Origin of the sequence: Mycobacterium sp., assembly GCF_032162605.1 — a bacterium.
Taxonomy (GTDB): Bacteria; Actinomycetota; Actinomycetes; order Mycobacteriales; family Mycobacteriaceae; genus Mycobacterium.
On the sequence record NZ_JAVROT010000551.1, the window covers coordinates 25,272 to 44,027 of the forward strand.

At 67.8% G+C, this 18,756-nt stretch carries 22 protein-coding genes; 6 read left to right on the plus strand and 16 right to left on the minus strand.

Annotated elements, in window-relative coordinates:
- Nucleotides 1–87 precede the first annotated feature (87 nt).
- From QOI01_RS30575 to QOI01_RS30600, 6 genes are all read right to left on the minus strand, one after another.
- Nucleotides 88–765, minus strand: a complete 678-nt coding sequence (locus QOI01_RS30575) for a UdgX family uracil-DNA binding protein (protein ID WP_526387050.1) — start codon at nt 763–765, stop codon at nt 88–90.
- Nucleotides 762–1,910, minus strand: coding sequence for an AI-2E family transporter (locus tag QOI01_RS30580; RefSeq protein ID WP_526387052.1), 1,149 nt, complete (start codon nt 1,908–1,910; stop codon nt 762–764). The genes QOI01_RS30575 and QOI01_RS30580 overlap by 4 nt, the downstream gene beginning before the upstream one ends.
- Nucleotides 1,911–1,925: 15 nt before the next feature.
- The gene (locus tag QOI01_RS30585; protein ID WP_526387099.1) at nt 1,926–2,087 is read right to left on the minus strand and encodes a hypothetical protein; all 162 of its coding nucleotides are present in this window, start codon (nt 2,085–2,087) and stop codon (nt 1,926–1,928) included.
- Between the two features lie 82 nt (nt 2,088–2,169).
- Nucleotides 2,170–2,784 (minus strand): pyridoxamine 5'-phosphate oxidase family protein, encoded by a 615-nt coding sequence (locus QOI01_RS30590; RefSeq protein ID WP_526387054.1) that lies wholly within the window; start codon nt 2,782–2,784, stop codon nt 2,170–2,172.
- A 7-nt stretch (nt 2,785–2,791) separates the two neighbouring features.
- Nucleotides 2,792–3,880 (minus strand): o-succinylbenzoate--CoA ligase, encoded by a 1,089-nt coding sequence (gene menE, locus QOI01_RS30595; RefSeq protein WP_526387056.1) that lies wholly within the window; start codon nt 3,878–3,880, stop codon nt 2,792–2,794.
- A 56-nt stretch (nt 3,881–3,936) separates the two neighbouring features.
- Nucleotides 3,937–4,263, minus strand: a complete 327-nt coding sequence (locus tag QOI01_RS30600) for a DUF3349 domain-containing protein (RefSeq protein WP_526387058.1) — start codon at nt 4,261–4,263, stop codon at nt 3,937–3,939.
- A 254-nt stretch (nt 4,264–4,517) separates the two neighbouring features.
- Between QOI01_RS30600 and QOI01_RS30605 the strand changes: the two genes are divergently transcribed.
- From QOI01_RS30605 to QOI01_RS30615, 3 genes are read left to right on the plus strand one after another with little or no spacing between them, the layout of a single operon-like run.
- Complete coding sequence (locus QOI01_RS30605; protein ID WP_526387060.1) at nt 4,518–5,759, plus strand: inorganic phosphate transporter; 1,242 nt, start codon at nt 4,518–4,520, stop codon at nt 5,757–5,759.
- 36 nt (nt 5,760–5,795) lie between these two features.
- The gene (locus QOI01_RS30610) at nt 5,796–6,080 is read left to right on the plus strand and encodes a hypothetical protein (protein ID WP_526387062.1); all 285 of its coding nucleotides are present in this window, start codon (nt 5,796–5,798) and stop codon (nt 6,078–6,080) included.
- A 12-nt stretch (nt 6,081–6,092) separates the two neighbouring features.
- Nucleotides 6,093–6,395, plus strand: a complete 303-nt coding sequence (locus tag QOI01_RS30615) for a DUF3349 domain-containing protein (protein ID WP_526387064.1) — start codon at nt 6,093–6,095, stop codon at nt 6,393–6,395.
- A gap of 47 nt (nt 6,396–6,442) precedes the next feature.
- Here QOI01_RS30615 and QOI01_RS30620 read toward each other — a convergent pair whose 3' ends face one another.
- The 4 genes from QOI01_RS30620 to QOI01_RS30635 form a co-directional block, all read right to left on the minus strand.
- The gene (locus QOI01_RS30620) at nt 6,443–6,829 is read right to left on the minus strand and encodes a VOC family protein (RefSeq protein ID WP_526387066.1); all 387 of its coding nucleotides are present in this window, start codon (nt 6,827–6,829) and stop codon (nt 6,443–6,445) included.
- A gap of 109 nt (nt 6,830–6,938) precedes the next feature.
- A complete protein-coding gene (locus QOI01_RS30625) occupies nt 6,939–7,817 on the minus strand; it encodes an SDR family oxidoreductase (RefSeq protein WP_526387068.1) in 879 nt (292 codons plus the stop codon).
- An 11-nt stretch (nt 7,818–7,828) separates the two neighbouring features.
- Nucleotides 7,829–8,308, minus strand: a complete 480-nt coding sequence (locus QOI01_RS30630; RefSeq protein ID WP_526387070.1) for a hypothetical protein — start codon at nt 8,306–8,308, stop codon at nt 7,829–7,831.
- 33 nt (nt 8,309–8,341) lie between these two features.
- Nucleotides 8,342–9,352 carry an SDR family NAD(P)-dependent oxidoreductase gene (locus QOI01_RS30635; protein WP_526387072.1) on the minus strand — a complete coding sequence of 337 codons (1,011 nt, stop codon included), beginning with the start codon at nt 9,350–9,352 and terminating at the stop codon, nt 8,342–8,344.
- Between the two features lie 73 nt (nt 9,353–9,425).
- Here QOI01_RS30635 and QOI01_RS30640 point away from each other — a divergent pair, with 73 nt between their 5' ends.
- Nucleotides 9,426–10,397 (plus strand): helix-turn-helix transcriptional regulator, encoded by a 972-nt coding sequence (locus QOI01_RS30640; protein ID WP_526387074.1) that lies wholly within the window; start codon nt 9,426–9,428, stop codon nt 10,395–10,397.
- A gap of 99 nt (nt 10,398–10,496) precedes the next feature.
- Here QOI01_RS30640 and QOI01_RS30645 read toward each other — a convergent pair whose 3' ends face one another.
- From QOI01_RS30645 to QOI01_RS30660, 4 genes are all read right to left on the minus strand, one after another.
- Nucleotides 10,497–11,438 carry a 1,4-dihydroxy-2-naphthoyl-CoA synthase gene (locus tag QOI01_RS30645; protein WP_526387076.1) on the minus strand — a complete coding sequence of 314 codons (942 nt, stop codon included), beginning with the start codon at nt 11,436–11,438 and terminating at the stop codon, nt 10,497–10,499.
- Nucleotides 11,439–11,447: 9 nt separating this feature from the next.
- Nucleotides 11,448–12,134 (minus strand): HAD family hydrolase, encoded by a 687-nt coding sequence (locus QOI01_RS30650; protein WP_526387078.1) that lies wholly within the window; start codon nt 12,132–12,134, stop codon nt 11,448–11,450.
- Nucleotides 12,131–13,351: an RNA polymerase sigma factor gene (locus tag QOI01_RS30655; protein WP_526387095.1), complete on the minus strand. Its 1,221-nt coding sequence runs from the start codon at nt 13,349–13,351 to the stop codon at nt 12,131–12,133. The genes QOI01_RS30650 and QOI01_RS30655 overlap by 4 nt, the downstream gene beginning before the upstream one ends.
- 174 nt (nt 13,352–13,525) lie before the next feature.
- Nucleotides 13,526–14,692 (minus strand): CynX/NimT family MFS transporter, encoded by a 1,167-nt coding sequence (locus QOI01_RS30660; RefSeq protein WP_526387097.1) that lies wholly within the window; start codon nt 14,690–14,692, stop codon nt 13,526–13,528.
- Nucleotides 14,693–14,799: 107 nt separating this feature from the next.
- Here QOI01_RS30660 and QOI01_RS30665 point away from each other — a divergent pair, with 107 nt between their 5' ends.
- Nucleotides 14,800–15,465, plus strand: a complete 666-nt coding sequence (locus tag QOI01_RS30665; RefSeq protein WP_526387080.1) for a FadR/GntR family transcriptional regulator — start codon at nt 14,800–14,802, stop codon at nt 15,463–15,465.
- A 29-nt stretch (nt 15,466–15,494) separates the two neighbouring features.
- Here QOI01_RS30665 and fadD8 read toward each other — a convergent pair whose 3' ends face one another.
- Nucleotides 15,495–17,117 (minus strand): fatty-acid--CoA ligase FadD8, encoded by a 1,623-nt coding sequence (fadD8, locus tag QOI01_RS30670; protein ID WP_526387081.1) that lies wholly within the window; start codon nt 17,115–17,117, stop codon nt 15,495–15,497.
- 51 nt (nt 17,118–17,168) lie between these two features.
- On the minus strand, nt 17,169–17,597 hold the full coding sequence (locus QOI01_RS30675; RefSeq protein WP_526387083.1) for a YciI family protein: 429 nt from the start codon (nt 17,595–17,597) through the stop codon (nt 17,169–17,171).
- Nucleotides 17,598–17,734: 137 nt separating this feature from the next.
- Between QOI01_RS30675 and QOI01_RS30680 the strand changes: the two genes are divergently transcribed.
- On the plus strand, nt 17,735–18,756 hold a 1,022-nt coding region (locus tag QOI01_RS30680; protein ID WP_526387085.1), incomplete at its 3' end, for an amidohydrolase.

Sequence of the window (18,756 nt, forward strand, 5' to 3'; positions counted from 1 at the left end):
GCCATCGCACTGCGACCTTACGCCGCGAGCTCCCACGGGCAGGCGTACCAACTTCCGGCGCGCCGATACTGCGAAGGGCGTGCTGGTTCACTCGGTGTCACTCGTCCGTCCCTCGAGCAGACCCGCGGCGAACCGGAGGTCGGCGACCAGTCCGTCGAAGGATGCGTCGCGTTGCTCGGCGGGCCCGCGCAGGATCGACGAGGGATGCACGGTGACCACCACCTCGGGGTCGAGGCCGAGGCCTTCGTCGGGCAGCCGCAAAACCTCGCCGCGATGCTTGGTGAGTCGGAAGTCGTTGCCGAGCAGTGCCTTTGCTGCTGTCGCGCCCATCAGAACCACGACGTCGGGCGCCACCGCTCCCAACTCGGCGAACAACCACGGTCGGCACGCGACGACCTCGGTGCGGCTGGGAGTCTTGTGAATGCGCCGCTTGCCGCGCTCGTCGCGAGTGAACTTGAAGTGTTTGACGGCGTTGGTGACGTAGAGCGGCCCACGGTCGATCCCAGCGGCGCCCAGAGCCTTGTCCAGAATGTGGCCGGCCGGCCCGACGAACGGTTCACCCGCCCGGTCCTCCTGGTCACCGGGTTGCTCGCCGACGAGCATCATCGCCGCCGAGCGCGATCCTTCTCCGAACACCGTCTGGTCTGCGTCGACATACAGTCCGCAACCCCGGCACTGCTTCGCCGCCATGGCGAGGGTCGCGAGGCTGCGGGACGAAGGCATGAAGTCGGCGGCTGTCTTGCTTTCCATCGGCAATCGAGTCATGCGGGCTCCGGTTGAGCCGGCTCGTCGGACGAGGCTTCGACCAACGGCCCGTCGTCGTCGTCGAGCGCTTCGACTTGAGCACTGGGGTTTTCGGCGGTCAGCACGCGTACGAAGCTGTTGAAGAACGCGATGGCCGGTACCGCGAGTAGGGCTCCGATGATGCCGGCGAGCACGCCGCCCGCGGTGAGGCCGAGCACGACGGCAAGAGGGTGGATGGACACTGCGCGGCCCATCACCAACGGCTGCAGCACGTGCGCCTCCAGTTGCATGACCGCCACGATCAATCCCAGCGTGATCAGGGCGTAGATGAATCCCTTGGCCAGCAGCGCGACGATCACGGCCAGGAATCCCGTGGTCAGGGCGCCGACGACGGGGACGAACGCGCCGAGGAAGATCAGCGAGGCCAGTGGCAGCGCCAGCGGAATCCCCATGATGGCAAGACCGGCGCCGATGGAGACCGCGTCGACGAGTGCGACGAGCGAGGTGGCGCGGGCATAACCGGCCAGCGAATGGAAACCGGCGGCCCCTGCTTCGCGTACGCGTGCGCGGTGCTCGTCGGGCACGACGAGGGTGACGAAGTGCCAGATACTCCGACCACCCAGGAGGAAGAAGATCATGGTGAACAACAGAAGCAAAGCGCCCGCGAGGATTTCGACGAGCGTGCCCGCGGTCGACAGGGCACCGCTGGTGAGCTGGGTCTGATGGGTTTTCAGGGCGTCGGTGAAGGTGTTGACGGCGTGATTGATCTGGTCGCCGCTGAGCTTGGCGGGCCCGTTGATGAGCCAGTCGCGGGTGCCCTCGATGCTGCGCGTGACCTGTTCGACGAGAAGCGGGGCGCCCTCGACGAATTGGTTGACGACGAACGCGAGGATTCCGCCGAACACGGCCAGGCCGAAGACGAGCACGAAGGCGACGGCCCCGCCTCGTGCGGCGCCGCGCCGGTCGAGGAAGTCGACGGCGGGCAGTAGAAGTGCCGTGATGACCAGGGCGAGCGCGACCGGGACCACGACGACGCCGAAGCGAAACAGAGTCTGCAGCAGTACGTACGCAGCGGCGAGCAGGACGAGAAGGCGCCATGCCCACGCCGCGGACGCCCGCACCAGAGGACTGACCCACTGGTCAGCACGGTCCGCAGCGGGGGGCACGACTGCGCTAATGCGCTAGAACCACACTTTTCGGCCGCCGACGGGGCGGCCGACAGCGCCGAGGATCCACAGGATGACGCCGATCACCAGAAGGATTCCGCCGATGGTGTACAGGATCGAGATGCCTGCGAAGTAACCGATCAACAGTAGGACGATGCCGAGGACGATCATGCTCAATCCAATCCGTAGAAGCGAGTGAAACTGCCGCAGAAGGAATTACCCAAATCGTCAATTCCAAACCCCGGAGTCTCACGGACTTCTAATACAGGATCTTCCGCATGTTGTTCTCGGCGTAGTACTCGGCCAGCTGCTCGTCGCTCGTGTCGGGCTTGATGGCCTTGGCGAGTTGCGCGACGCTGGGCACCGCGGTGGGGTCCCAGGTTTCCGGTTTCCATGCGTCCGACCGCAAGAACGCCTTCGCGCAGTGGAAGAAGACCTCGTCAACGTCGATCTCCAGAGCCAGGATCGGCCGCTTGCCCCCGACGATCATCGCGTCGAAGTACGGGGCGTCGGCGATGATCCGGGCGGAGCCGTTGATCCGCAGGGTGTCGCCGCGTCCGGGGATCAGGAACACCGTGCCGACCCGCGGTCGTGAAAGCACGTTGAGGTAGCCGTCGACGCGCTTGTTGCCCGGCCGTTCGGGGATGGCGATCGTCACGTCGTCGATGATGTGGACGAAGCCGGGCGGGTCGCCCTTGGGGGACACGTCGACGCGGCCGTCAGCATCCGTGGTGGCAAGGAATCCCAGCGGCGAGTGCGACAGCCAATCCCGCTGCGCTTCCGACAGCCGGCTCTTTACCTTGTTGGCAACGGCGGGGAGGGGATGACCGACGATCGCGCGCAGCTCCTCGACGGTGGTGACTTCGCGAGACATGTCTCCATCATGCTCCGGCGTCAAAGCGGTTTGTTAACTCCCTTCGGTCGATCTTGCCGATGCCGAGGCGGGGCAGTTCGCCGACGACGTGCACTTCCCGGGGGGCTGCGGTGGCGTCCAGGGTCTGCTCGACGTGCGCGCGCAACTCGGCCACCGTCGGAGCGTCGCGGCCCGCCGCGAGGACAATTGCTGCGGCGACCCGCTGGCCGAGCCGCTCGTCGGTGACGCCGAACACCGCACAGTCGGCGATCGCGGGGTGGGTCGCCAGCGCCCCCTCCACCAACTGAGGCAGCACCGTCAGGCCACCGGTGCCTATGGCGTCGTCGAGGCGTCCCAGAATTCGCAGGACACCTGAATCATCTTTGGCGCCAACGTCATCGGTGCGAAACCAGCCTGCCTCCACGAACGGGTCGGGATCCACCGGGTTGCGGTACCCATTCGCCAGCGTCTCGCCACCCAGCACCACGCGGCCGTCGTCGATGCGCACTCGCACCCCGTCGAGGGCCACGCCGTCGTACACGCAACCACCCGCCGTCTCGCTGGAGCCGTAGGTGCGCACCACCCGGATGCCCGCAGCTGTTGCGCTTTCGCCCACCGTCGCGGGCATCGGCCCGCCGCCGATCAGCACGGCGTCGAGTTCGGCAAGGGCGGCCGTGGCGGCTGGATCACCGAGCGCCTTCACCAGCTGGACCGCGACCAACGACGCGTACCGCGGCCCCGTCCCCAATGCCTCTATGGCGGCGGGCAATTCGTCGACCTCGAAACTGGGGTTGATCGCGACGGGAACCGTACCCGCCAGGATGCTGCGCACCAGGACCTGAAGGCCGGCAACGTGATACGCGGGGAGCGCCAGCAGCCAGCTGCCGGGACCGGCCAGCCTGTCGTGTGTCGCTGACGCGCTGGCGATCAGCGCGGGCGCGGTGAGCATGGCGCCCTTGGGAACTCCCGTCGTGCCGGACGTCGACACCACCACCGCGACGTCGTCGTCGATGTCATCGCCGATCCGCAATGCCCTTGCCAACAGCTCGGCGGCACGCGCGTCCGCGGGCACCGGCAGGATCGCGGATTCGCGGCCGTCGAGCACCCCTTCGAGCACCGCGAGGAGCGGCTGCAGTGACGGGATGGGCGGGATGACGACCCCGCGTAGGGGCGCTATGCCGAATCCTCGTCGTCGCCCTCGATGCTGGAGCCTTCCTCACGCGGATCGTCGAGCGGCCAACCCCTGGCGGCCAGGCGTTCCCTGACCCGCTCGACGTCCTCGCGGCGGGGCAGCTCGTCGGTGGTCTGCGTGATGAGCACGCCGATGTCGACGTGGTCGAACTCGCCGCGGTTGATCAATTCCCGGGCGACGGCCTTGACCTCGTCGTTGGTGAGACGGCGGTTCAAAAGCGACATCAGCGGCACGCGATCGGGCCCCGGCACCCCCTCCGGGTACCCGGCGTTGATCCACGCCACGATCTTGGCGAGAAATGCGTTCACGGCGTCAACTCCCCTAAAGCCGCGGCGCACTGCCCCGGCAACGTGTGATGGATCGATGTTAATGGCGCGCGTGGGTCTAGGCGCTCCGGCACTGCATCGGACTGGATATTCCGGCGTCGCAGACGAACGCGCCTCGCCCGTCAGGTGAACAGTGAATGAACAGGTCTCCGGAAGGCGGAAATCGCCTGGTGAGGCCGTCCGATAGGCCCCCTACCGCCTAGTCAAAACGGCCGACGAAGCACCACAATCTGTACATGAGCACAGAGCTGATCATCCTGGTGTTGCTGATTGCCACGGCGCTGGCATTCGACTTCACCAACGGATTCCACGACACGGGCAACGCCATGGCGACCTCGATCGCCACCGGTGCCCTCAAGCCCAAGACCGCCGTGCTGCTCGCCGGCGTCCTGAACCTCGTCGGCGCGTTCCTTTCCGTCGAGGTCGCCGTCACGGTCACCACCTCGGTCCTGAAGATCCAGGACAGCAAGACGGGCGCCCTGGTCCCGTCGATCGACGCATCGATGGGTCTCACCATCATCTTCGCCGGCCTCATCGGCGGCATCCTGTGGAACCTGCTGACCTGGTTGTTCGGCATCCCGTCCAGCTCGTCGCACGCTCTGTTCGGTGGCCTCATCGGTGCGGGCATCGCCGCCATCGGCCTGGCCGGCGTCAACTGGCCCGGCGTCATCAGCAAGGTGCTGGTCCCCGCCATCGCCGCCCCGTTCATCGCCGGGCTTGTCGCGGCGTGCGGAACCTGGTTGGTTTACCGCATCTCCCGCAACGTCGTGAAGAAGCGCCGCGAGGATGGCTTCCGCTGGGGGCAGATCGCCACCGCATCGCTCGTCGCCCTGTCGCACGGGACCAACGACGCGCAGAAGACCATGGGCGTGATCGCGCTGGCGCTCATCACCACCGGCCACCTCACGGGCAACGTCAAGGCGGACGGTCTGCCGTTCTGGGTGATCCTGTCCTGTGCGCTGGCCATCGGGCTCGGCACCTACATCGGTGGTTGGCGAGTCATCCGCACGCTCGGCAAGGGCCTCGTCGAGATCGAGTCGCCACAGGGCCTGGCCGCCGAAGCCTCGTCGGCCGCGATCATCCTGAGCTCCAGCGCCGCGGGCATGGCCCTGTCGACCACGCACGTGGCGACGGGCTCGATCCTGGGCAGCGGCGTCGGCAAGCCGGGCGCGCAGGTGCGCTGGGCAGTGGCGGGCCGCATGGCACTCGCGTGGCTGGTCACGCTTCCCGCCGCGGCGATCGTCGGTGCGCTGGCCTTCTGGCTGTCCCACTTCGTCGCCGGCGCCACGACGCAGTTGGCGGGCGACGGCGTGATCTTCGTGATCCTGGTGGGGCTGTCCGGCTACATGTACTGGCGTGCGCAGAAGCAGAAGGTCGACAGCAAGAATGTCAACGCCGATTGGGACGACTCGACCAACTCGGTCGTTCCCGCCGACGCCCGCGACGTCGTGACCGAAAGCCCCAAGGCCAGCGTCTAATTCGGCCCATCGAGCTACTAACAGAAGGATTCATTGATGACTTCGTATGTGATACCGCTGATCACGGTCCTCATCGTGGGCCTGGTCCTCGGGGCCGGCCTGCCCGCCGTCTTCGCCTTCGGGCTGGTGGCCTACTCGCAGGGTGTCGGTGGAGCTGAGGCCGACGGGACGGTCGACGCCCCCAACGCCGCGCTCAAGTTCCTCGGCCTGCTGCTGTTCGCCTTGGTCGGGTTCGTGATCTTCGTCGCGATCCTGTGGATCACCCGGTCCACGATCATCCACCACACCGGGTTCGACCCCTTCTTCGGAATCAAGAACTGAGCTGAGGAGAACATGACTGACAAGACCGTTCTCGACAACGTCGTCCGCTGGCTCAACCAGGGTTACCCGGAGGGCGTCCCGCCGAAGGACTACTTTCCACTGCTCGCACTGCTGAAGCGTTCGCTGAGCGACGAAGAGGTCGTCACGGCGGCCCAGTCGATCCTCAAGTCAACCGACGCCGACACGGTCACCGAGGACGAGATCCGCAAGGCGGTCCAGGACGTGATCGACAAGGAGCCGAACCCCGAGGAGATCCATCAGGTCGCCTCGCGGCTGGCCTCGGTGGGCTGGCCGCTGGCGGCACCCGCGCGCTGAAAGACGTTGCACCAGAGATCCCCTCGGCTCATTGAGCCGGGGGGATCTCAGTTTCTGGAGTCGCGGCGCAGCGGGTGCGTGTCGGGGACCTGCACGAAGATCAGCGTCACCCCGTCCGGATCGGTGACGTGCATTTCGTGCAGACCCCATGGCTCCTGCTTGGCCGCCCGGGCGATCTCGACGTCGCGGCCCCCCAGTTCGGCCTGGGTGGCGTAGACGTCACGCACCTGGAGCCACAGTGCGCCAGGGAAGGGTGGTGCCTCATCCGATGTGCGGCCGTGCCCCGCGAGCTCGACGAGCGACTGGCCGGCGTAGAACACCGTGCCTGCGCCGTACTCCCGCGCGACGGCGAGTCCGATGGCATCGCGGTAGAAGCGCAATGATCTCTGATAGTCGGCCGGCCGGAACAGCACGCGACTGGCCAGGATCTCCATGCGTCGGTTCTAACACAGCCACCCGCCGAAATAGCATTCCCTGTCATCAACCGGTCGGTTTGATGACAGGGAATGCTATTTCGGCGCAGACGGAGTTGAGTCGCACCAGTCAGTCACCGCTGGGCTGGACGCGCTGACGCTTCACCACGGCGTCCACGGCGGCGGGCGCGAAACTGTTCACCGCGTGGGCCGTCACGGCCATCCGCGGCGCGATGCGCACCGGCCTGTGCCGCGCGGCCGAGACCATCCAGTCGGCCGCCTCGTCGGCGGACAGTCCGGGCAGACCGTCGTACGCCCTGGTCGGTGCGATCATCGGCGTCTTGACCAGGGGGTAGAACAGGGTCGTCGAGTGCACGCCGCCCGCGGCCCATTCGGTTTCGATGACCCGGCTGACGGCCGTCAGCGCCGCCTTCGACGCGTTGTAGACGGCGAACAGAGGAGACGACTCGCTGAGCACGCCCCAGGTCGAGACGTTGACGATGTGTCCTTCGCGGCGCTCCCGCATCCCCGGCGCGAAGCCGCGGATCAGACGAAGCGGCGAGTAGTAGTTCAGCGTCATCGTCCGCTCGACGTCGTGCCAGCGGTCCAGCGATTCGGCCAGTGGTCGGCGGATCGACCTCCCGGCGTTGTTGATCAGGACGTCCACCCCACCGAACCGCTCATCGACCTCGGCCACCAGGGCGTCCACCGCGTCGAGGTCGGACAGGTCACAGGCGTACGCGCATCCGTCGCCGCCCTCGGAGGTGATGCGCTCGACGACGGAGTCCAGCAGCTCCTGCCTGCGGGCGACGACGATGATGCGCGCACCCTCGCGGGCGAGCTTCACCGCACCCGCCTCGCCGATTCCCGACGACGCCCCCGTGACCAGAATCCGCTTGCCGACGAGGTCGACGTCGTGTCTTGGCTGAAAGAGCTGAGCGGTCATCGGCGGTCGCATGCTGGCCAGCAGCAGCCTGTCCGCGAGACGGCGGAGGGGGTTCTTACTCACGGTCGATGAGCTTAAGTCCCGGCATCGGCGCGTGGTGAGGCGCGAAGGACGCAGCGCGCGTAGCCGATCCAGCAGACGGCGGTCGCGACCACCGCGATCGCGAGAAGGGTCAGCGGTGCCGCGGCCACCTCGACGCCGACCGCACCGCTTCCCGGCACGTGGCGGTCGGCGGCGGGCATCACCATGAACGGCAGGATCGCCGCCGCCAGCGTGGCCATGGCCCCGACGACCGCGAGGCCGAACGCGCTTCTCGCCGCGCAGTAGATCATCACCGCCGCGGACGGGTACACCAGCACGGCCAGCGGCAGCGTTCGGAAGCTGGCGTCGACGTCGCCCGTGGTGATCCAGGCGCCCCATCCCGCCATCTGGGCCGACCCGGTCGCGGCTTGGGCGGAGTACCACGGCAACGCCGTCGCGACCGCGACGGCGACGACGCCGAGGGCGCCGATCGTCCATCGCGTGATCTTCGCTTCGATGACCGGCCCCCTCATGACTACGACGCGCTGACTATCGCGCACCGAACGTTAGCGCGCCCGAATCATCCGCTCGGAGAGGTCCCACAGCCGTTGCGCGGATTCGGGATCGACGGCGTACGGCGTCACGCTCACGGTCATCTCGATCGGCCCTGCCGCGATGTCCGGGTTGACGTCGATGACCTCGTCGTCGATCGGCGCGACGTCGTTGTTCTGAAGGTAGACCCCGCCGACGTCGGCGAGCAGCGGGCTCGTCGCACCCCACACCTGCGTGGAGGCGCCCTGCTGCGGTGTCTTCTGGTCCCGCTCGGGGTCGATGATCGGCTGGCCCGCGTCGTTGACGAGCCCCATGGCCTTCCAGTCGTCGACGGTCAGCCACGGCGCGAGGTTGGTCCCGACAATGCCCCCGGGGTGCAGCGAGTAGCCGCGGATGCCGTCACCCGAAAAGCGGCGGTCGAGCTCGACGGCGAACAACACGTTCGCGGTCTTCGACTGGCCGTAGCCCACCATGCCGTCGTAGTCACCGGTCTCGAAGTGCGGGTCGTCCCAGCGGATGTCGGACAGGTGATGGCCCCAGGAGGAGACCTCGACGACCCGCGCACCGTTCGCGGCGCGCAGCGCAGGCAGAAGTCCGTTGGTCAGCTGGAAGTGACCGAGGTGGTTGGTCGCGAACTGCGACTCGTACCCGCGGGCATCGCGCACCAGTTCGCCGCCCATGATGCCTGCGTTGTTGATCAGGAGGTGCAGTGGCCGCCCGTCGGCATGCCTCGCGACGAAAGCGTCGATCGACGCGGGATCGAGCAGGTCGAGCTGTTCGATCTGCACGCGCTCGATCCCGCCGAGGGCAGGTGCGGCGCGTTCGGGGCTGCGTACGCCGACCGTCACCGAGGCGCCTGCCTTGCTCAAGGCTCGTGTGGTCTCGAGCCCTAGCCCGACGTGCCCACCGGTGACGACGACGTTGCGACCGGTCAGGTCGATGCCCTCGAGGACGTCGTCGGCGGTCGACGCCGCGGTGAATCCGGAGCCGAGGGGATGCTGCTTCTGAGTGGTGTGCTGTGTCATGACTCCACCCTGGACCCACGCACCCGGACTTTGAATAGTTGTCCGTCCGCTTTATCTGCGCGATAGTACGAAGATGGCCGGTGATCAGTTGTCCGAAGTGTTCGACCTCGTCGAGGTGCGTGGCTTGGTGTCCGGCGGTTTCGCCGCGCGCGGTGACTGGGTCGCGCGCTTTCCGATCCATTACCCGCTGAAGCTCGCGGCCGTGGTCTGCGGTCGGGTCCGGCTGACGGCCGACGGCCTGGATCGGCCCATCGACCTCGAGCCCGGCGACGTCGCCATTCTCAACAGCCGGTCGTGGATGGTCCTCGAGGGCGGCCGTGGCGAGGACGCGCCGCGCGAACTCGTCGTGCGGGAGGGCGACCCCTTCGTGCGGTTCGACGATGCGGATTGCACCGGCAGCTCGGCCGACGTCATCGTCGGTGGCCACGTCGACCTCAACACCGCCGGCGAGGCGCTGCTCGTGCAGGCTCTTCCGCCGGTCGGCCACGTCCGCGCGGCGGACGCGTCCAGCCTGCGCGGTAGCCTCGACCGACTGATCGACGAGGTGACGGGCAATCGGATGGGCTCGTCGTTCGCGATCCGGCAGTACGGCCAGCTGTTGCTGCTCGACGTGTTGCGCGCCTACGTCGATCAGGCCGAACTGCCTTCGGGGTGGCTGAGGGTGCTCACCGACGAGCGACTGCGGCCCGCCGTGACCCTGATGCATGCCGAACCCGGAAGGGGTTGGCGGCTGGACGAATTGGCCCACGCGTCGGCGATGTCGCGCACGTCCTTCGCGGAGCGGTTCCGCACGGTGGCGGGCGTGCCTCCGCTGACCTACCTCAACAGCTGGCGCATGAAGCTGGCCCAGCGTGCCCTGCGTGATGGGGACACCCGGGTCGGCGCGTTGGCCGCGGAGCTCGGCTACTCGTCGGAGAGTGCGTTCAGCAATGCGTTCAAACGCGAGGTCGGGATTGCGCCACTTCGCTACCGGTCCCGGATTCGAGATGAGTCGGCGGCCGCGCGCCAGTCACTACCGCTGATGATCCCGGCTCGTCAGGCGTAAAATTCCACGCCACGATCGTCTCGCCGTCGGTGAGCAATGCGACCGAATGCGGGCAGGGCACGATCCCGTTCGTGTCGCTGTGCACCGGAATCTGAGCGCTCAGAAGTAACGCGGGAACTTCGACCAGTCGGGGTCGCGCTTCTCGAGGAACGCGTCGCGCCCCTCGACCGCCTCGTCGGTCATGTAGGCCAGTCGGGTCGCCTCGCCGGCGAACACCTGCTGGCCGACGAGCCCGTCGTCGAGCAGGTTGAACGCGAACTTCAACATCCTGATGGCCTGGGGGGACTTGCCGTTGATCTCGTTGGCCCATTCCAGCGCAACGGTTTCCAACTCAGCGTGGCCGACGACCTCGTTGACTGCGCCCATCGCCTTCATCTGCTCGGCCGTGTACGGCCTGCCTAGGAAGAAGATCTCGCGGGCGAACTTCTGACCCGCCTGACGGGCCAGGTACGCGCTGCCGTAGCCGCCGTCGAAGCTGCCGACGTCGGCATCGGTCTGCTTGAAGCGGGCGTGCTCGCGGCTGGCCAGCGTCAGGTCGCACACCACGTGAAGGCTGTGCCCGCCGCCGGCGGCCCAGCCGTTGACGAGGCAGATCACGGGCTTGGGCATGAACCGGATCAGGCGTTGTACCTCGAGGATGTGCAGTCGGCCGGCCTGGGCGGGGTCCACGGTGTCGGCCGTGTCACCCGCCGCGTACTGGTAACCGGTGCGGCCGCGGATGCGTTGGTCACCGCCGGAGCAGAAGGCCCAGCCGCCGTCCTTCTCCGATGGCCCGTTGCCCGTCAGCAGGATCACGCCGACGTCGTTCGACATCCGGGCGTGGTCGAGCACGCGGTACAGCTCGTCGACGGTGTGCGGCCGAAAGGCGTTGCGGACCTCGGGACGGTCGAACGCGATCCGCACCGTCGGCCTGGCCACCCCGTCGGTGACGTGACGGTGATACGTGATGTCGGTCAGCTCGAAACCCTTGACGGGCTGCCACACCGACGGGTCGAAGGGGTTCTCGCTCTTGTCCGCGCCGGTCGGCGTCGATGTCGGCATGTCCCGAGCCTAGTGGGCGACTCCGAACGCCCCCAGGGCCGCGATGAGCCCATCGGGGCGCTGCCCGGTGGGGAGCGGGTCGACGAGCGCGAACCGGCAGCCGACCGCCACCGCGCCGCCGTCGGCCTCCTCGCTGTCGCCGATCATGAGGGCGTCCGCGGCGTCGACACCCAACCGCGAGAGCGCGGTGCGGAAGATCTCGGCGTTCGGCTTGACCGCCCCGACTTCATAGGACAGCACGAACTCGTCGACGTCCTCCTGCGTGCCGATCGCCACGAACGCCGGGCGGACGTCGAACGCGATGTTGGACACCACGGCGGTCTTCACGCCCCGACGGTGCAGGCCTGCGAGCACCAGGGCGGTGTCGGGGTAGGGAGTCCAGCTCGCCGCGTCGATCACGCGGTCGTAGAGCGCCGCGGCGTGGTGGTCGGCCAACCCGGACTCCCGAAGGACGTGCAGATAGGCCTCGCGGTGCAGGTGCGGGGCCAGGTCGCGGTTGATCCACGCGCGGTAGGCCTGGTCGTCCATCTCGACGGAGCGCCCGGTGGGGGCGGTCAGTCGGCGCATCAACTCGGCTTGGGCGTGGCCGTCGACGGCCCGCTCGTCGACCTCGATCCCGGCAAACCAGCTGTCCTCCTCCTCCAGGCGGAAGAGCGTTCCCGAGAAGTCGAACAGCACCGCACGCGTCGTCGTCACGTCTGCCATCGTGCCCGGTCGGTCTTGTCGAAAAGAACTCTGCGTTCGGTTTCGTTGGTCACCATGCCCGCGGCCCGCTCGAATTCGTCGGCCGCCTCGACATGTCGGCCAAGGCGCGATAGCAGTTCGCCCCGCACGCTCGGCAGGAGATATGACTCGCCGAGACCGTCGATCCGATCGACGATCGCGAGCGCATCGGCCGGTCCCGACCGCATCGCCACCGCGACCGCCCGGTTGAGTTCCACCACGGGCGACGGCGCGATCTGCACCAAGCCGTCGTAGAGCGACACGATGCGCGCCCAGTCGGTGTCCGCCGCGGTCGGCGCGCTCGCATGGCATTCGGCCAGGGCGGCCTGAAGCGCATAGGGTCCCCAGCCGATACCCTTGCGGCGCAACGCCTCCGAGGCGCGCTGAAGGGCGGCGGTGCCGCGGATGACTTGCGCCCGGTCCCACCTGGTGCGGTCCTGGTCCTCCAGCAGGATGGGGTGGCCGTCGTCGCCCGTACGAGCCGCGAACCGCGAGGACTGGAACTCCATCAACGCCACCAGTCCGTGCACCTCGGCCTCGTCGGGCACCAGCGCGGCCAGTACTCGGCCCAGACGCAATGCCTCCGTGCACAATTCGTCGCGGATCCACCGCAGGCCCGACGACGCCGAGTAGCCCTCGTTGTAGATAAGGTAGACGACGCTGAGCACCGCCGAGAGCCGACGCGGGTATTCCGACTTCTCGGGCACCTCGAAGGGCACGTTCGCTTCGCCGAGGGTCTTCTTGGCGCGCGTGATCCGGGCCGCGACGGTGGCCTTCTGCGCCAGGAACGCCTGCGCGATCTCCTCGGTGGTGAGGCCGCCGACGACCCGCAGCGTCAATGCGATCTGGCCCTCCCGCGGGAGTACCGGGTGCGCGGAGATGAAGATCAGCCGCAGGACGTCGTCGTCGATGAGGTCCGGGTCCCACGCTTCGGCCGTCGGATCGTTCAGATGGGTCGCCAACTCGCGGGCCAGCGTGGCGTATTTGGAGTCGAGGCGGTCCTGACGCCGCCAGTGATCGATCGCCTTGCGCTTGGCGACGGTGGTGAGCCACGCACCCGCGTTGCGTGGCACGCCCGTGGTCGGCCACTGCTCCAGCGCGTCGACCAAGGCGTCGGCCGCCAGGTCCTCGGCCATCCCGACGTCGCCGACGGCGCGGGTCAGGGTGGCGACGATCTTGGCGGCCTCCATCCGCCACACCGCGTCGACGGTCTGACGAACGTCGGCGGCGGCGGGCACGCTCCAACCGTAGCCACCCCTCCCCGCGAGCGTGCGTGTCTGTACGCGACGCGCCGAGTCAGGATGTGCAAACCTGCACGCTCGCGCGGGAATTCAGCCGGGGGTCACCCGGGGTGCGCGCGTCGCTCAGACGTAGCGGTTGCGGCCCGCCGCGGCGCCGGCGACGATCTGCACGACGTAGACCACCAGGAACATCACCCAGGCAATGGTCCATCCGTTCGACACGTCGTGCAGAAGGCCGAAGAGGAAGGGCCCGGCACCCGCGATCAGATAACCGAATCCCTGTGCCATTCCAGACAGTTGGGCAGTGTCCTCGGCAGTGCGTGCCCGTAGCGCGATCACCGCGAGCGCCACCGAGAAGGCGCTCATTCCGACGCCGATCAGCAGGCTCCAGACCACCGGTGCCGCGGCGGGCGCAATCAGCAGTCCCACGGTTCCCGCCATCCCGAGCACGCCGATCGCGACGATCCACCCGCTCTGGTTGGGGCTGCGAGCCGCCAGTGGCGAGATCAGCAGGGCGACCGGCACCCCCACCAGTGACGCCAGCCCGACCAGCAACCCGGCCTGCGTCTTGTCAATGCCGTTGTCGATGAAAACCTGTGGCAGCCAACCCATCACGATGTACGCAAGGAACCCCTGGCAGCCGAAGAACAACGTGACCGTCCAGGCGAGCGGGTTGCGCAGCAGCGACCGGCGACCGCCCGCAGGCGCCGCCGTCTGGACCCAGGCGCCACGGTGACGCCGAGCGGCCGGTATCCACGCCGCGAGCGCGATCAGTGCGACCACCGCCCATGCCGCCAGTGCCGTCCGCCAGCCGCCCAGCGGCACCTCGATTCCCGGGGTCACCGCCGAGCCCAGCGCTCCGCCACCCTGCAGGGCGGCGGTATAGATGCCGGTCATCAGGCCGACCTTGGTCGGGAACGAGCCCTTGATCACGACCGGGATCAAGACGTTCACCAGGGCGATGCCCGCGCAGGCGACCAGCGTCGCGCCCATCACGACGTGAGGCCCGTCGAGGGCGCGGACGGCCAACCCCGCGGTGAGCGTCACCAGGGCCAGTGCGATGACACGGCCGAGACCGAACCGAGCGGACAGACGCGGCGCGGTCAAGCCCGCCGCCGCGAAACAGAGGGCGGGCAGCGTCGTCAGCAGGCCGGCCCACGTCGCCGAGGTGCCCAACTCTGCTCGCATGTCGCCGAGCAGAGGGGCGACGCTGGTGACGGCGGGCCGAAGGTTCAATGCAGTGAGGACGACGGCGACGGCGAGCAGCGTTCCGCCCGCGATGACCGGGATGCCGCCGAGTTCGGCCTCCGGTGATCGGAGGTTTCGTTCGTCCTGCTTCTCGCCACGCACGCTGCTACATTGCCATACATCCCATGATTGGTTGAAAGGATGTCCCCGTGCCGTTGAGCACTGCCCGCCGGGCCGGCCTGGTCGACCAAGTCATAGAACAGCTCCGGCAGTCGGTCACCACCGGGGAGTGGCCGGTCGGGCACCGCATCCCCAACGAAGCCGTCCTCGTCGAGTCCCTCGGCGTCGGCCGCAACACCGTGCGCGAGGGGGTCCGCGCATTGGCGCACGCCGGAATCCTCGAGGTTCGGCAGGGCGACGGCACCTACGTCAGGGCGACCAGTGAGGTGTCGGGCGCGCTGCGCCGTCTGTGCGGCACCGAACTGCGCGACGTGCTGCAAGTGCGGCGCGGCTTGGAGGTCGAGGGGGCGCGGCTTGCCGCGGCCAACCGCACCAACGACGACCTCGTCGACCTACGGTCCCTGCTTGCTCGGCGCGACGAATGCCTGCGCGACGGCCGCGACGACGACTTCGCCCGCGCCGACGCGGAGTTCCACCTCGCCATCGTGGCCAGTTCGCACAACGTGATGCTGACCGAGCTCTACCGCGGACTGATGGAGGCCATCACCGCCAGCGTCGCCGCCACCACCGAGACGCCAGTCGAGATCGTCGACCACCGTGTGCTGCTCGAGCACATCGCCGCGGGCGACGTGGAGCAGGCGGGGAGCACTGCCGGTGAGCTACTCGATCGCATCCTCGCCGGGCTGACCGTGTAGCCCGTCTCCCTTCCGCTCGCGCAGGGAAGTCAGCCGATCGCCCGGCCCGCGCCCTCCCAGAACCGTGCGCGGACGGCCTTCTTGTCCGGTTTGCCGAGACCGGTCACCGGTAGCGCGTCGACGACGAACACCTGCTTCGGCACCTGCACCGACCCCTTGCGGTCCTTGACCGCCGCCTGGATCTCGGCGGTCAGCGCCGCGACGGCGGCCTCGTCCCTGGCGGCATCGGAGCGCAGCACCACCACGGCCGTCACGGTCTCGCCCCACTTGTCGTCGGGACTGCCGACGACGCAGACCTGCGCCACCGAAGGATGTTCGGCGACAACGTCTTCCACCTCACGCGGGTAGACGTTGAACCCGCCGGTGACGATCATGTCCTTGACCCGGTCGACGATGAACCAGAAGCCGTCGGAGTCCTCGCGGGCCATGTCGCCGGTGTGCAGCCAGCCGTCCTTGAACGTCTCGGCGGTCTGCTCAGGCAGCTTCCAGTAGCCACCCGACAGCAGCGGCCCGGACACGCACACCTCGCCGACGTCGCCTTGGGCAACGGGATTGCCCTCGGCGTCCAGCAGCGCGCACCTGGCGAACAGCGTCGGTCGTCCGCACGACGTCAGCCGCTTCTCGTCGTGGTCGTTCTTGCCCAGATACGAAATCGCCATCGGCGCTTCGGACTGTCCGTAGTTCTGGGCGAAGATCTTGCCGAACCGCTCGATGGCCTCCGCCAGCCGAACCGGGTTGATCGCCGACGCGCCGTAGTACACCGTCTCCAGCGACGAGAGATCGCGGGTCTTCGAATCCGGATGGTCCATCAGGGCATACAGCATGGCCGGCACCACGAACGTCGCGGTAATCCGCTCCTCCTCGATGACGCGCAGCGCTTCGCCCGGATCGAACTTCGCCATCACGTGCATCTCGCCGCCCTTGACCAGGGTCGGCAGGAAGTACGCGGCCCCGGCGTGCGACAACGGGGTGAGCATCAGGAACTTCGGGCTGTCCGGCCACTCCCACTCGGCGAGCTGGATGGTCGTCATGGTGCTGGTGGCCTGGCTCGTCATCATGACGCCCTTGGGCTTGCCGGTGGTGCCGCCGGTGTAGGAGAGGCCGTTGACGTGATCGGGCGCCAGGTTGGCGGCGACCAGAGGGCGGGGCTCGTACTTGTCCGCCTCTGCCGTCAGGTCGACGACAGTGGTTCCCGCGGCAGCCGCCGCGCTAGCGAGTTCGGGAGGGACCGGTCCGATGGTGAGGACCTGCTTGAGGGAGCCGACCTTCTCGAGCAGCCCGAGCGCCCGTTCGACGAACATCGGGTTGGGGTCGATGATCAGCGTCGTCACCTCGGCGTCGGTGAGCACGTAGGCGTGGTCGTCGAGCGAGCCCAGCGGATGCAGCGCCAGCCGGCGGTAGCCCTGGATCTGACCGGCGCTGGTGATCATCAGCACCTCGGGCCGGTTGAGTGACAGCAGGCCAGCCGTCTCGCCGGAACCGGCGCCCAGTGCCTCGAAGGCCTGCACGTACTGGCTGATCTTCGCGGCCAGCTGGCCACCGGTCAGCGTGGTGTCGCCGAGATGCAGCACCGGCTTGTCCCTGTGGCGCTTGAGCGCGCCGACGAGCAGGTGGCCGGAGTGGATCGGGTGTCGCAGCAGCTCGTCGCTCATAGAGGACAGACTAGAACGTGTTACAGAACGAGCTGCTGCGCATCCCCAAAGTCACTTCGCGTAGCGGGGGTCGTTCTCCTCGCGCCACTTGAGCTCCTTCTGGATCCACTCGTTGTCCTGGTCGAATTCCTCGATCTCGGACACGCGGCGCACCTCGAGCTTCACGCCGGGCCCCAACGGGCACTTCTGCGCCCACTGCTTGGCCTCGTCGACCGACGACACGTCCAGGATCCAGAAGCCGTTGAACAACTCCTTTGCCTCCGCGTAGGGGCCGTCGGTCACCACGGGCGGATCTGAGCTGAAGTCGACGACGAAGCCCTCCTCGGGTCCGGTCAGTCCCTCGCCGGCCAGCATCACGCCCGCCTTGATGAGTTCCTCGTTGTAGCGGCCCATGGCGGCGATGATCTCGCTGAAGTCGACGTTCTCCTCGACGAACTTCTCGGCTTCCGGCGTGGACCGCATGATCAGCATGTAACGCATTGGAGTCTCCTTCTTTCTGTAGGAAGGGGCGCGTCCATCGTGCCCTCGTTCATACGTCGAATGGCAACCCCGGGAAATCGACACGACAAGAAAAGAAACTTCGACGAATTCTCCTTTGCCTCTGCAAGGATGACGGAATGGCTGCTGACCTGGCTTTTTTCGGGACCGTCCTGACGGTCGACGACGCCCGTCCCACCGCAGGGGCGCTCGCGGTGGCCGATGGGCGCATCGTCGCGGTCGGCGATCGGGCCGACGTGCAGAGTTGGATCGGGCCCGACACCGAGATCGTCGAAATCGGAGACGGCTGCCTGATGCCCGGGCTCATCGAGGCGCACGGGCACCCGCTCATGGAGGCCATCGTGCTGTCCGACCGCATCGTCGACATCCGCCCGGTCACCATGCGCAGCGCCGACGCCGTGCTGGCCGCGATCGGTGACGAGGTCGCGGTGCGCGGCGCGTCGGGTGCGTACCTCAACGGGTGGGACCCGCTGCTGCAGGTCGGTCTGCCGGAGCCGACGCTCGCATGGCTGAACGCCGAGGCGCCCGGCACCCCGCTGGTGATCGTCCACAACTCGGGGCACAAGGCGTACTTCAACTCCGCGGCAGCCCGGCAGCTGGGGCTGGATCGCGACACCCCCGACCCGAAGGGTGCGAAGTACGGCCACGACGCCGCGGGCGAGCTCGACGGAACGGCCGAGGAGACGGGCGCGGTGTTCCCGCTGATCGGCGGCGCGATCGACCCGAACGGCTACCCGGCGATGCTGCTCGCCGAGTGCGGGCGACTGAACCGGGCGGGCCTGACCACCTGTTCGGAGATGGCGTTCGACCCGATGTTCCGGCCGGTCCTGGACTCGCTGCGGGACGACCTGACGGTGCGGCTGCGCACCTACGAGATGTCGACGGCACAGATGTCCACCACGCAGACGCCGTCCAACGGGGACGACGTCGTCAGGCAGGTGGGCATCAAGATCTGGGTCGACGGGTCACCGTGGATCGGCAACGTCGACCTGACGTTCCCCTACCTGGACACCGACGCCACCCGCACCATCGGCGTCGTGCCCGGTTCGTGTGGGCACGCCAACTACACGCGCGAGCAGCTCACCGAGATCGTGAGCGCCTACTTCCCGCACGGTTGGCAGATGGCGTGCCACGTGCAGGG